Below are 12657 nucleotides of genomic sequence, written 5' to 3'. Positions count from 1 at the left end.
GCCGATCAGGCCGCGGCGGTTTCCGCGCCGGCGTCGGCAAAGTCGATCAGCACCTTCATCGCACGCTGCCGGTCGCTCGCCAGCTCGAAGGCCTCGCGCGCCTGCAGCATCGGGAAGGTGTGCGTGACCACGGGCGACAAGTCGACCCGCCCTTCGTTGATGAGCCGCACCGCCAGCGCAAACTCCGTGTGGAAGCGGAACGAGCCGCAGATGCTGAGCTCCTTCGCCACCACCATGTTCTGCGGGATGCTCACGTCGCCGCCCAGGCCCAGCTGCACGACCACGCCGCGCGGGCGCATCACCTCGAGCCCGTCGCGCAGCGCGCGCTCGTTGCCCGAGCATTCGAGCATCACGTCGAAGGTGCCCTTGTCGGCCGAATAGCGCGACACCCAGGCCTTGTCTTCCGCCACGTTGATGGCGTGGTCCGCGCCCATGGCGCGCGCAATGGCCAGCGGTTCGCCGACCACGTCGGTGGCGGTGATCTCGGCCGCGCCGTGCGCACGCGCCGCCGCAATGGCCAGCACGCCGATGGGCCCGCAGCCCGACACCAGCACGCGCTTGCCCAGCAGCGGACCCGCGCGCGACACGCCATGCAGCCCGACCGAGAACGGCTCGGCCAATGCCGCCAGGCGCAGCGGCACATGCGCCGCCACCTTCACGCACTGCGTGGCCTCGCACAGCAGCATGTTGCGGAACGCGCCCTGCACGTGCGGCATGCGCATCGCGCTGCCGTAGAAGCGCATGTCCAGGCACTGGTTGGGCAGGCCTTCGAGGCAGAACTTGCAGGCGCCGCACGGGCGGCTCGGATTGATGGCGACCTTGTCGCCGATGCGCACGCTCTCGACGCCCGGGGCCGTGGCCACCACCGTGCCGGCCACCTCGTGGCCCAGCACCATCGGCTCCTTGATGCGCACGGTGCCGAAGCCGCCGTTGTGGAAGTAATGCAGGTCGGAGCCGCAGATGCCTCCCATGCCCACCTTCACCAGCACCTGGCCCGGTCCGATCTCGCCGGCGTCCTGTTCTTCCAGGCGCAGGTCGTCGGGGGCGTGGATCACGAGGCACATACAACGCAAACGCATGGGGTTCTCCTTCAGGCCGTCAGGCGACCGGGGTGACGAGGGGCTGGCCACCGAAGTGGGCCTGCAGGTTGCGGCGGACCAGCTCGCCCATGGCGCGGCGGGTCTGCTCGGTGCCGCTGCCATGGTGCGGGTGCAGCACCACATTGTCGAGCGCCGCGAAGCGCGGGTCGATGCGCGGCTCGTTCAGGAACACATCGAGCGCGGCGCCCGCGATGGTGCGCTGCTCGAGCGCCTGCAGCAGCGCGTCCTCGTCGACCGTGGTGCCGCGCGACACGTTCACCAGCCAGCCCTTGGGGCCGAGCGCCTGCAGCACGCCGGCATCGACGATGCCGCGCGTCGCCTCGCCACCCGGCAGGATCACGATGAGCACGTCGCACCATTCGGCCATGGCCGCCAGGTTGCCGAAGTGGCGCAGCAGGCTGTCCTCGCGCGCGGTGCGGCTGAAGTAGCCCAGTTCCATGTCGAAGCCCGAGAGCCTGCGCGCGATGGTGCTGCCGATGCGGCCGAAACCCGCGATGCCCACGCGCTGGCCGAACACGCGCGTCGCCAGCGGCATCGGGCCCTTGGCCCAATCGCCGCTGCGCACGAAGCGGTCGGCCGCCGGAATGGCGCGCTGCAGCGCGAGCGTGAGGCCCACCGCCAGGTCGGCCACGTCGCCGTTGAGCACGTCGGGCGTGTTGCTCACGCGGATGCCGCGCGCGCGGCAGGCCGCCAGGTCGATGCCGTCGGTGCCCACGCCGTAGCAGGCGACCAGCTCCAGGTTCGGGAGCGATGCGATCAGCTCGGTGCTGGCCCCCAGTTCGCCGCGGGTGGCCACCGCGCGGATGGACGGGGCGTGCTCGGCGAGGAAGGCCGGCTTGTCTGCCGCCTCCCACCAGCGAAGCAACGTGTAGCTCGACTGCATCGGCGCCATGTCCCAGTCCGGATAGGGGCCGGGCATCAGCACGTGCGGGAGTGGAGTGGCGATGGTCAAGCGGGTTCTCCTCGAAGGACGGCGCAGCACAGGCGCAATATGGATACCGGTAACTTTAACCGGAGTCGTCGCGCCCTGTAGGAAGCTTTCGTGGAGGTTTTTACCATTGACGGACCAAAAAGATACCGGTAACGTATTTACACTGCCGTCTCCTCCCCCGTTCAGCCATCCTCCTGGAGCCCCGCTTGAAACTCTTCGACCTCTCCGGGCGCACCGCCCTCATCACCGGCTCCAGCAAGGGCATCGGCTTTGCGCTGGCCTCGGCGCTGGGCTCGGCGGGCGCGCGCATCGTGCTCAATGCACGCGATGCCGGCGCGCTCGAAGCAGCGCGCGACGCCTTGCGCGCCCGCGGCGTCGCGGCCGAGGCCGTGGCCTTCGACGTGACCGATGCCCAGGCGGTGGAAGCCGGCGTGGCGCGCATCGAAGCCGAAGTCGGCGCCATCGACATCCTGGTCAACAACGCCGGCATGCAGCACCGCGGCGCGTTCGCGGAGTTTCCGATCGATGCCTGGCACAAGATCACGACCACCAACATTGACAGCGTGTTCTTCGTGGGCCGCTTCGTGGCGCAGCGCATGATCGAGCGCAAGCGCGGCAAGATCATCAACGTCTGCTCGGTGCAAAGCGAGCTGGGCCGGCCGGGCATCGCGCCCTATGCCGCCACCAAGGGCGCCGTGAAGATGCTCACCAAGGGCATGGCCATCGATCTCGGCAAGCACGGCATCCAGGTCAACGGCCTGGGCCCGGGCTACTTCAAGACCGAGCTGACCGAGACGCTGGTGGCCGACGAGGCATTCACCGCGTGGCTCTCCGGCCGCACGCCCGCCGGGCGCTGGGGCGACGTGGAAGAACTCGGCGGCGCCGCCATCTTTCTCGCGTCGGACGCCTCCAGCTTCGTCAACGGCCACATCCTGTACGTGGACGGCGGCATCACCGCCAGCCTCTGAGCGATGGCCGTGGAGCCAACCCGCCAGCGCGTGGCCGTGATCGGCGCCGGCGTCATGGGCTCGGCCATTGCGCGCCGCCTGCTCGACTGCGGCCATGCGGTGCGGGTGTTCGACCTCGATGCCGCCAAGGTCGCGGCGCTGGCGCAGCACGGTGCAGAGGCCGCCGCCGATGCGGCCGCTGCCGCCGCGGCGAGCGACTTCGTCATCACCAGCCTCAATTCCGCCGCGGTGGTCGAGCATGTGCTCTTCGGCGAAGGCGGCGTGGCTGCGGCCGCGCCCGCCGATCCGCACCGGCTGCTGATCGACATGTCCTCCATCGACCCGGCCGCCACGCGCCGGCTCGCGCAGCGGCTGCGCGAACGCACGGGCATGGGCTTCGTCGATGCGCCGCTCTCGGGCGGTGCGCCCAAGGCGCTGCTCGGCCAGCTGACCGTGATGGCGGGCGGCAGCGACGACGACGTGGCACGTGCGCGCGCCGTGATGGACAGCCTGTGCGCCAACTACACCCGCATGGGTGAAAGCGGTGCCGGGCAGACCACCAAGCTGGTCAACCAGCTGCTCTGCGCCATCGGCTTCCAGGCCATGGCCGAGGCGGTGCGGCTGGCGGAAGCCGGCGGCGTCGATGCCTCGAAGCTGCACACCGCGCTGGCCGGCGGCCGGGCCGACAGCCAGATCCTGCGCGAGTTCGGCCCCAAGATGGCCGCGCGCGATCTCACGCCCACCGGCCGCATCGACAACATGCTCAAGGACCTCGAGGCGGTGCAGGCCTTTGCACACGCCGAACGCCTGCCGCTGCCATTGGCGGGTGCGGTCTCCGAACTGCATCGCGCCTTCGTGGCGGCCGGGCTCGGGCCCGAGGACACGGCCGCCATGATGCGGCAGTTCAGCGGCTACGCGCGCGACTGAGGCGCATGCATTCCAACCACGAAAGAAGACATCCCATGTTCATCCGTTGCGCGTTTTTCCGGGGCCGGGTCAAGGCCGGCATGGAAGAGGCTTTCGACCGGCACGTGCACGACAAGCTGGTGCCGCTGTGGACCCGCTTTCCCGGCGTGCTCGAAGTGCGCGTGCTGCGCCAGGTCGAGAGCGACGTGAGCGACCCCGAGCTGGCGATGGTGCTGTCGACGCGCTACGCGAGCCGCGAGGACATCGCGCTCGCGCTCGACTCGCCCGTGCGCTACGAAAGCCGCGAAGTCTCGAAGCACCTGTTCGAGATGTTCGACGGCACGGTCTTTCATACGGTGTTCAGCGCCGAGGAATTTCCGCTCGCCAACGCTTGATGCGGCAGGGCAGTCCGGCGGCGCTTGCCGCTGCCGGGCTTGCCTTCTGGCCCGCCAATCGCATGTCTCCGGTCCCCGGGAATTCCCGGATGCCGTTCGCTTTGCCGCGATGGGATAGTTAGTTCGCCCTTCAAACTAACTAATTTCTTACACGGCTTCCGCGCCGGGCAAACCTTCCTAGGAGAGACATCGATGCAACTCAAGCACACCCTGGCCGCCATGGCCTTCGGCCTCACCGCAGTGGGCGCAGTGGCGCAGACCGTGGTCGGCGTGAGCTGGTCCAACTTCCAGGAAGAGCGGTGGAAGACCGACGAGGCGGCGATCAAGGCGCAGCTGGAGAAGCTGGGCGCCAAGTACATCAGCGCCGATGCGGGCGGCTCGCCCGAGAAGCAGCTCGGCGACATCGAGGGGCTGATGTCCAAGGGCGCCAAGGCGCTGATCGTGCTGGCGATGGACAAGGACGCGATCCTGCCCGCCATCACCAAGGCCACGCGCCAGAAGGTGCCCGTGGTCGCGTACGACCGGCTGATCGAGGCGCCCGGCGTGTTCTACATCACCTTCGACAACGTCGAGGTGGGGCGCATGGAAGCGCGCGAGGTCTTCAAGGTCAAGCCCCAGGGCAACTACGTGATCATCAAGGGCTCGCCCAGCGACCCCAATGCGGACTTCCTGCGCGCAGGCCAGCAAGAGGTGCTGGACGCCGCAGTGAAGAAGGGCGACATCAAGATCGTCGGCGACGAATACACCGAAGGCTGGAAGCCCGAGGTCGCGCAGAAGAACATGGAGCAGATCCTCACCAAGGTCGGCAACAAGGTCGATGCGGTGGTGGCCGCCAACGACGGCACGGCCGGCGGCGCGGTGGCCGCGCTCACGGCCAAGGGCCTGCGCGGCATTCCGGTGTCGGGCCAGGACGCGGACTTTGCGGCGCTCAACCGCATCGCGCTGGGCACGCAGACCGCCACCATCTTCAAGGACTCGCGCGAACTCGGCCGCGAAGCCGCCAGCGCCGCCATCGCGCTCACGCAGGGCAAGCCGGTGGAGAAGGCCGCGCCGTGGAATTCGGGGCCCAAGAAGATCTCGCTGTCGTCGCGGCTGCTCACGCCGGTGCCGATCACGCGCGACAACCTCGACGTGGTCGTGAAGGCCGGCTGGATCAAGAAGGACGAGCTCTGCAAGGGCGTGCAGGCGGCCAGCGCGCCGGCGGCCTGCAAGTAGACCCGCCCCATGAGCAATCCAACGCCGGGCTGGTGGCGCCGCACGGGCGTCGATCTGCGCCTGCTGCTGATGAGCGTGCTGCTGGTCGCCATGGGCATCGTCTTCAACGTGATGTCGGGCGGCGTGTTCCTGTCGCCCGAGAACCTTTACAACGTGGCGCAGCAGACGGCCGTGGTGGGCATCGTCGCGACCGTGATGGTGCTGGTCATCGTGGCGCGGCACATCGACCTGTCCGTCGGCTCGGTGATGGGCTTCGTCGGCGTGCTGATTGCGTACCTGCAGTACACCTCGGGCTGGTCGTGGCCCACGGCGTGCCTGGCGGGGCTCGCCGTGGCGCTGCTGGTGTCGATCTACCAGGGCTGGCTCACGGCCATGCTGGGCGTGCCGTCGTTCGTGGTCACGCTGGGCGGGCTGATGTCGTTCCGCGGCGCCGCGTTCCTCGTGGCCGACGGCAAGACGCAGCCGGTCAACGACGAGTTCTTCCAGCGGCTGGGCGGCGGCTACGACGGCGGCATCGGCACCACCGCGACCTGGGTCCTCGCGGCGTTCGTGGCGGTGGTGCTGTTCGCGCGCATGCTGCAGAAGCGCCGCGCGCGCGCGCACCACGAGATGCCCAACGAGCCGCTGTGGCTCGAGCTGCTGCTGACCGCGGTGCCGGTGGCGGTGGTGCTGGTCTTTGCCGCGGTCATGAACAGCTACCGGATTCCCTCCAAGGATGCGCCGCAAGGGCTGCCGATCCCGGTGCTGATCTGGGCCGTGGTGGCGATCGTGCTGTCGTTCATCGTGCACCGCACGCGCTTCGGCCGCTACGTGTTCGCGATGGGCGGCAACCCCGACGCCGCGGCGCTGGTCGGTATTCCGGTCAAGCGCGTCACGCTGATGCTGTTCGCGCTGCTCGCGGTGCTGGTGACGGTGGCGGCCATCGTGTCGATCGCGCGGCTCAACGCCGGCACCAACTCGCTCGGCAACGGCATGGAGCTGTATGTGATCGCGGCCGCCGTGATCGGCGGCACGGCGCTCGCGGGCGGCAGCGGCTCGATCTTCGGCTCGGTGCTGGGCGCGCTCATCATGCAGTCGCTCGACAGCGGCATGCTGCTGCTGGACGTGCCGATCGGCAAGCGCATGGTGATCATCGGGCAGGTGCTGATCGTGGCGGTGGTGTTCGATGTGCTGTACCGGCGCAAGTTCGGGGAGAACTGAGATGAACGGTGCCGGCACTCCCCAACCCCTGGTCGAACTGCGCGACATCCGCAAGGCCTTCGGCGGCGTGAAGGCCGTGGACGGCGTGAGCGTCAACCTTCATCCGGGCGAGGTGGTCGCGGTGCTCGGCCACAACGGCGCGGGCAAGTCCACGCTCATGAAGATGCTCGCGGGCGCCTACCCCATCGACTCGGGCGACACGCTGATCGCGGGCGAGAAGGTCCACATCCGCACGCCCGCCGAGGCGCAGGCGCTGGGCATCGAGACCATCTACCAGACGCTGGCGCTGGCCGACAACCTGGACTCGGTGTCCAACCTCTTTCTCGGCCGCGAGAAGATGACGCGCTGGAACACGCTCGACGACCACTTCATGGAGGTGCAGGCGCGCAAGGTGTTCCACCGCCTGAACAGGAACTTCACCAACATCCGCATTCCGGTGCGCCGCCTCTCGGGCGGCCAGCGGCAGGTGGTGGCGATTTCGCGCGCGCTGTACTTCAATGCGCGCATCCTCATCATGGACGAGCCCTGCGCGGCGCTCGGCCCTGAAGAGACGGCGATGGTCGGCGGGCTGGTGAAGCAGCTCAAGGCCGATGGCGTCGGCATCTTCCTCATCACGCACGATATGCCCGACGTGTTCTCGCTCAGCGACCGTGTCGCCGTCATGAAGAACGGCAAGCTCGTCGGCACCTACCGCACCGCGGACGTCACCGAAGACGAAGTGCTCGGCATGATCATCGCCGGCAAGCGGCCCGAAGGAAAAGAGCAGGCGCACAGGTGAACGCCCGCGCGGTCGTGCTTCGCAGGCCCGGGGTCGGACCATGACCATCGGCGACCAGCAGCTGCTCAAGCGCATGAACCGCAGCGTCCTGCTGCGCCTGCTGCGCGCACGGCCCGGCCTGTCGCGCGCGCGGCTCGCCGACGAGAGCGGCCTCACCAAATCGACCGTGAGCCTGCTGGTGCGCGAACTGCTCGACGAAGGCTGGCTCAGCGAGGCCGGAACGGCCGTGGCCGAAGGCCTGGGGCGGCCCTCCACGCCGCTGCGGATCAACGTCGGCGTGCGCGCATTGATGGGCGTCGAGATCGCGGTCGAAACCGTGCGCCTGGCCTGCGTCTCGCTGCAGGGCGAGGTGCTCCATGCCGACACCCAGGCGCTGGCCGACAGCGCACCGGATGGCGCCTGCGCACAGGTGGCGCGCATGGCTGCGGCGGCATACAGGCAACTCGGTGCGATGGGCCTCGGCCTGTCGGGCATCGGCGTCTGCGTGCCCGGTGCGGTGGACGATTGCACCGGCGTGGTCCGCTTTGCGCCCAACCTCGGATGGCGCAACGTGAGCCTGCTGCCCGCGCTCGAGAATGCCTTTGCCGCGGCGGGCCTGCCGGGGGTGACGGTGCAGCTGCAGAACGATGCCGACGCCGCCGCGCTCGGCGAGTACGAGTTCTTCGGCGGCGAAGGCGGCGACCCGCTGATCTTCGTCAGCTGCGACGTCGGCGTGGGGGCCGGCGTGGTGCTGAACGACCGCCTCTTCACGGGCGCGCAAGGCATGGCGGGCGAGATCGGCCACACCATCCTGCAGATCGACGGGCCGCCGTGCTCGTGCGGGCGCAAGGGCTGCGCCGAAGCCTTCTTCGGCTCGCGCGCACTGGCGCGCGACGCGCCCGGCACGGCGCGCGCGGCGGCCTTCTTCGGCGTGCTGCTGCAGAACCTCTGGGTCACCTTCGATCCGCGTGCCATCGTGCTCGGCGGCAAGTCATGCACCCGGCATGGCGGCCTGGTGCAGGCGGCCTTCGACAGCGTCAAGCGCCATGCCGATGCCGCCGGCATGCCCGCGCCCGACCTGCGCCTGGCCCGCTATGGCGAACTGGCACCGGCCGTGGGCGCCGCCGCGCTGGCGCTGCACGAGTACCTCCGGCCGCTGCAGCCCGATGCGCGCGCACGCCGGGCGCGCGCGGCGCGCGAGATCCGAATACCTTCGGCCTAAGAGATCGCCGGCAAGGCCCCGGCTGCACCCGCCCTGCACGGCCACATGCGCAAACCGCCTACGCGCATCGCCCGGGCCTTGGCCTAGGTTCTGGGCTTCCAGCCACCGAGAACCCCCCAGGAACGTCCAGGAGCTTCATGCCATGCCCGATGCCGCCGTGCGCGTTCGCGCGCCTTCTTCGACCCTGCTGACCGTCACGGCCGCCGTCATCGGCCTTGCCGGCCTGTGCCTGGGTGCCGCGGGCGCGTGGCTCGCCGTGCTTGGCGGCTCCTGGTACTACCTTGCCGCGGGGCTCGGGCTCATGCTGGCCGCGGTGCTGCTGCCGCGTGGCGGCGGCGCGGGCCTGTGGGCCTATGCGCTCGTGGTGGCGTTCACATTGGCGTGGGCGCTGTGGGAGGTGGGCTTCGACTGGTGGCCGCTGGCGGCGCGGGGCGACGTGTTCTTCGTGATCGGCCTGTTCCTGCTCACGCCCTGGGTGGCGCGCGCGCTCTCGCGCCGCCATCCACGCGGCGTGGCGCCCGCAAGAGCTTTCCTCGGCGTGGTGCTGCTGGCCTTCCTGCTTGCCGCGGTGGTCTCGTGGACGCGCGATCCGACGCGGGTGGAAGGCAATGCGCCTGCGTCCGCAGCGCCTGCTGCCGCCGCGGAGGCAAGCGCGGCGGGCAGCCCGGCCCCGCCGAAGGACGACTGGACAGCCTACGGCGGCAACGGCATGGGCCAGCGCTATTCGGCGCTCGACCAGATCACGCCGGCCAACGTCGGCCAGCTCGAAGAGGCCTGGCACTTTCGCACCGGCGACGTGCGCGGCCGGCGCGGCGACCCGGAGGAGACGACCTTCGAGGTCACGCCCCTGAAGATCGGCGACACGCTTTTTCTTTGCACGCCGCACCAGTCGGTGGTGGCGCTGAACGCGACCACCGGCACGCAGTTGTGGCGCTACACGCCGCAGATCCGGCAACCGCTCGCGTTGCAGCACCTGACCTGCCGCGGCCTGTCCTATGACCCGGGCAGCGCAGTGCGGCCTGCCGCCGCTTCGGCCTCCCGCCCTTCCGTGCCCGCGCCGGGCGACTGCGACGCCAAGCTCTTCATGCCCACGGCCGACGGCCGTGTCATCGCGCTCGACCCCGGAAGCGGCAAGCCCTGCATGCGCTTCGGCGGCGGCAGCGGCCAGATCGATCTCTGGCAGAACATGCCCAACGTGCGGCCCGGGTCCTACTACTCGACCTCGCCCGTGGTCGTGACGCGCTCGCTCATCATCGTGGGCGGCACCGTGCTGGACAACGTCTCGACCCAGGAGACCTCGGGCGTGATCCGCGCATTCGACATCGACACCGGCGCGCTGGTGTGGAACTGGGACGCGGGCAACCCCGGGGACACCGCGCCCATCGCGCCGGGCCGCACCTACACGGCCAATTCGCCGAACAGCTGGTCCATCTCCAGCGTGGACGAAGCGCTGGGCATGGTCTACGTGCCCACCGGCAACCAACCGCCGGACCAGTGGGGCGGAAAGCGCAGCGAAGGTGCCGAGCGCTATTCGTCGTCGGTGGTGGCGCTCGACCTGGCCACCGGCCGCGTGCGCTGGAGTTTCCAGACCGTGCACCACGACCTGTGGGACTACGACGTGCCGTCGCAGCCCAGCCTGGTCGACCTGCGCGTCGGCAACGAGACCGTGCCGGCGCTGGTGCAGCCCACCAAGCAGGGCGAGCTGTTCGTGCTCGACCGCCGCGACGGAAAACCGGTGGTGAAGGTGCACGAGCGGCCCGCGCCGCAGGATGCGGCCGCGGGCGACCATGCCTCGCTCACGCAGCCGGTGTCGGAGCTGTCGTTCGATCCGCCCGCGCTCAGGCCGGCCGACATGTGGGGCGGCACCATCTTCGACCAGCTGGCCTGCCGCATCGCTTTTCACCGGCTGCGCTACGAAGGCCGCTACACGCCGCCGTCCACCCGGGGCTCGCTGATCTACCCGGGCAACTTCGGCGTCTTCAACTGGGGCAGCATTGCGGTCGATCCGCAGCGGCAAGTGGCGTTCACCACGCCGGCCTCGCTGGCCTTCGTCTCCAGGCTCGTTCCACGCAAGGACGACACCTCCCTCTACGTGCAGGGCAAGGACCGTCCCGGCGACAGCCTGCCCGCGCTCAACGAGAACTTCGGTGCGCCGTTCGCGGTGCAGCTCAGCGCGTTCACCTCGGTCTTCGGCCTGCCGTGCCAGGCGCCGCCATGGGGCTACGTGGCCGGTGCCGACCTGCGCACCGGCCGTGTGCTCTGGAAACACAAGAACGGTACCGTGCGGGACAGTTCGCCGCTGCCGCTGCCCTTTGCGATGGGTGTGCCCAACCTCGGCGGTCCGGTGATGACGGCCGGCGGCGTGGCCTTTCTGTCGGGCACGCTCGACTACTTCGTGCGGGCCTATGACGTGGCCGACGGCAAGGAGCTTTGGCGCAGCCGCCTGCCGGCCGGCGGACAAGCCACGCCGATGACCTACCGCGGCAGCGACGGACGCCAGTACGTGGTGGTGGCCGCGGGCGGCCATGGCTCGCTCGGCACGCGCACCGGCGACCATGTGATCGCCTACGCGCTGCCCCGGCGCTAGAGGAGGCTCAGGCTTCCTCTGCCGCGCGCCGCTTGTCTTCCGCGCGCCAGTCTTGCAGCCGCCGGTACAGCGTGCCGCGCGACACGCCCAGCTGCCGCGCCGCCTGCGAAACGTTGCCGCCTTGCATGGCCAGTGCGTCCTCGATCAGCTTGCGGCTGTGCTCCCGCAGGGTTTCGCCGTGCGGCGCTTCCGGCGCCTGCGCCTTGGCCGCGCCTTTTTCCGGCGGCACCGTTTCGATCGGTGCCGGCGTGAGCGCCGCGACCGCAATGCTCTCCCCAGGCATGGCCACCGCATGCCTGAAGTCCGCGCCGTCCGCGGCCTTGAGCCGGGCCTGCACCCACACGCCCAGGCCGCTGGCCAGGCGCAGCGGCTGCGCGGCTTCGCGCCGCTCCAGCCGCAGCAGGCTCGCGAGGTCATGGCCCAGCATGGACTCGACGTCGCGCTCGCAGGCCTCCTCGGGCAAGCGGCCAATGAGGCGCGCGCCGGCACTGTTGAGCCACGCGATGGTGCCGTCGGGCGCCACGCCGGCCAGCGCTTCCATCGGGGTGCCCAGCAGGTTGGGGCTGGCCTGGAAGCGCAAGATCAGGTGGTCGCGCGACTGGGACTGCAGCAGCCGGTTCTCGATGGTGGTGGCATAGAGCGCCACCATCGAGGCCGCGTCGAAGCCGAAGCGCCGCGCCTCCATCGTGATGTCGAGCACGCCTGCGAGCCTGCCCGTCACGTCGCGGATGGGCGCCGCGGCGCATTGCATCTGCGACAGCACGTCGAAGTAATGCTCCGCGCCGTCGACCGTGCAGGCCTGCCCCGTGGTCGCGACGATGCCGGGCGCCGTGGTGCCCACCATGCGCTCTGAAATGTTCACGCCCACGCGCGCCGTCTTGCGCAGCACCGGCTGGTGTGCGCCCGTCGGGTGCTGCGTGACATGCACCACCACGCCTTCGCCGTCCGTGAGGATCACGCGGGAGTCGGTGCCCGAGAGCGCGCTCTCCATGCTCGCGAGCTCTTGCCGAGCCACTTCGAGCAGTTCGCGGTTGCGCGCCAGCGTGGCGTGCAGGCGGCTCGGCGTCACGGCGTCGAAAGGCACGATGCGCTGCCGGTCGCTGTGGTTGCGGGTGCAGCGCAGCCACGACTGGATCACCGCCTCGCCCACGAGACCCGAGGGCCGCACGCCCTCCTCGAAGAACTGCTGCCGTGCGAGCGCCACGCGCTGCGCGGGCGTGGTGCTGAAGAGTTGGCGCGGCGCGGTCGCCGTGCCCAGCCTTTCGAAAGCCATGCTGTTCGCTGCTCCTCGAAGTCGGGGGAACCAGGAAATGGGGAATTGCCGACCCCCCTCTGGAATGTGTTCTGCAATGGAACAGCGCCGGACTGGGGAAATCCCGAAGATGAACGCGAGCGCG

The 12657-nt window shown here is 69.8% G+C and carries 11 protein-coding genes; 8 read left to right on the top strand and 3 right to left on the bottom strand.

Annotated elements, in window-relative coordinates:
• Positions 1-5 precede the first annotated feature (5 nt).
• Entirely contained in the window at positions 6-1079 is a 1074-nt protein-coding gene (locus tag ABID97_RS01200; RefSeq protein WP_354396765.1) for an L-idonate 5-dehydrogenase, read from the bottom strand.
• 19 nt (positions 1080-1098) lie between these two features.
• The gene (locus ABID97_RS01195; protein ID WP_354401638.1) at positions 1099-2019 is read right to left on the bottom strand and encodes a 2-hydroxyacid dehydrogenase; all 921 of its coding nucleotides are present in this window, start codon (positions 2017-2019) and stop codon (positions 1099-1101) included.
• Between the two features lie 218 nt (positions 2020-2237).
• Between ABID97_RS01195 and ABID97_RS01190 the strand changes: the two genes are divergently transcribed.
• The 8 genes from ABID97_RS01190 (at position 2238) to ABID97_RS01155 (ending at position 11260) form a co-directional block, all read left to right on the top strand.
• Positions 2238-2999 (top strand): SDR family oxidoreductase, encoded by a 762-nt coding sequence (locus tag ABID97_RS01190; RefSeq protein ID WP_354396764.1) that lies wholly within the window; start codon positions 2238-2240, stop codon positions 2997-2999.
• Positions 3000-3002: 3 nt separating this feature from the next.
• Positions 3003-3905 carry an NAD(P)-dependent oxidoreductase gene (locus tag ABID97_RS01185; RefSeq protein ID WP_354396763.1) on the top strand — a complete coding sequence of 301 codons (903 nt, stop codon included), beginning with the start codon at positions 3003-3005 and terminating at the stop codon, positions 3903-3905.
• A gap of 35 nt (positions 3906-3940) precedes the next feature.
• Positions 3941-4279: a putative antibiotic biosynthesis monooxygenase gene (locus ABID97_RS01180; RefSeq protein WP_354396762.1), complete on the top strand. Its 339-nt coding sequence runs from the start codon at positions 3941-3943 to the stop codon at positions 4277-4279.
• A gap of 192 nt (positions 4280-4471) precedes the next feature.
• On the top strand, positions 4472-5494 hold the full coding sequence (xylF, locus tag ABID97_RS01175; protein ID WP_354396761.1) for a D-xylose ABC transporter substrate-binding protein: 1023 nt from the start codon (positions 4472-4474) through the stop codon (positions 5492-5494).
• Between the two features lie 9 nt (positions 5495-5503).
• The gene (locus tag ABID97_RS01170) at positions 5504-6694 is read left to right on the top strand and encodes a sugar ABC transporter permease (protein WP_354396760.1); all 1191 of its coding nucleotides are present in this window, start codon (positions 5504-5506) and stop codon (positions 6692-6694) included.
• Position 6695: 1 nt separating this feature from the next.
• Entirely contained in the window at positions 6696-7472 is a 777-nt protein-coding gene (locus ABID97_RS01165; RefSeq protein ID WP_354396759.1) for an ATP-binding cassette domain-containing protein, read from the top strand.
• A 40-nt stretch (positions 7473-7512) separates the two neighbouring features.
• Positions 7513-8673 (top strand): ROK family transcriptional regulator, encoded by a 1161-nt coding sequence (locus ABID97_RS01160; protein WP_354396758.1) that lies wholly within the window; start codon positions 7513-7515, stop codon positions 8671-8673.
• 142 nt (positions 8674-8815) lie between these two features.
• The gene (locus tag ABID97_RS01155) at positions 8816-11260 is read left to right on the top strand and encodes a membrane-bound PQQ-dependent dehydrogenase, glucose/quinate/shikimate family (RefSeq protein ID WP_354396757.1); all 2445 of its coding nucleotides are present in this window, start codon (positions 8816-8818) and stop codon (positions 11258-11260) included.
• A 7-nt stretch (positions 11261-11267) separates the two neighbouring features.
• On the opposite strand, the gene ABID97_RS01150 is transcribed toward ABID97_RS01155, so the two are convergent.
• Complete coding sequence (locus tag ABID97_RS01150) at positions 11268-12533, bottom strand: helix-turn-helix domain-containing protein (protein WP_354396756.1); 1266 nt, start codon at positions 12531-12533, stop codon at positions 11268-11270.
• Positions 12534-12657: the final 124 nt, after the last annotated feature.

The organism is Variovorax sp. OAS795 (assembly GCF_040546685.1).
Classification (GTDB): Bacteria; Pseudomonadota; Gammaproteobacteria; order Burkholderiales; family Burkholderiaceae_C; genus Variovorax.
The sequence above is the reverse complement of the archived record's forward strand: the minus strand, read 5'-3'. Positions and strand labels throughout refer to the sequence as shown.

What these genes read in the sequence shown, in the direction of transcription:
- ABID97_RS01200 (WP_354396765.1), bottom strand. Translation starts at nt 1,079, where the DNA reads ATGCGTTTGCGTTGTATGTGCCTCGTGATCCACGCCCCCGACGACCTG.
- ABID97_RS01195 (WP_354401638.1), bottom strand. Translation starts at nt 2,019, where the DNA reads ATGCCCGGCCCCTATCCGGACTGGGACATGGCGCCGATGCAGTCGAGC.
- ABID97_RS01185 (WP_354396763.1), top strand. Translation starts at nt 3,003, where the DNA reads ATGGCCGTGGAGCCAACCCGCCAGCGCGTGGCCGTGATCGGCGCCGGC.
- ABID97_RS01180 (WP_354396762.1), top strand. Translation starts at nt 3,941, where the DNA reads ATGTTCATCCGTTGCGCGTTTTTCCGGGGCCGGGTCAAGGCCGGCATG.
- xylF (WP_354396761.1), top strand. Translation starts at nt 4,472, where the DNA reads ATGCAACTCAAGCACACCCTGGCCGCCATGGCCTTCGGCCTCACCGCA.
- ABID97_RS01170 (WP_354396760.1), top strand. Translation starts at nt 5,504, where the DNA reads ATGAGCAATCCAACGCCGGGCTGGTGGCGCCGCACGGGCGTCGATCTG.
- ABID97_RS01165 (WP_354396759.1), top strand. Translation starts at nt 6,696, where the DNA reads ATGAACGGTGCCGGCACTCCCCAACCCCTGGTCGAACTGCGCGACATC.
- ABID97_RS01160 (WP_354396758.1), top strand. Translation starts at nt 7,513, where the DNA reads ATGACCATCGGCGACCAGCAGCTGCTCAAGCGCATGAACCGCAGCGTC.
- ABID97_RS01155 (WP_354396757.1), top strand. Translation starts at nt 8,816, where the DNA reads ATGCCCGATGCCGCCGTGCGCGTTCGCGCGCCTTCTTCGACCCTGCTG.
- ABID97_RS01150 (WP_354396756.1), bottom strand. Translation starts at nt 12,533, where the DNA reads ATGGCTTTCGAAAGGCTGGGCACGGCGACCGCGCCGCGCCAACTCTTC.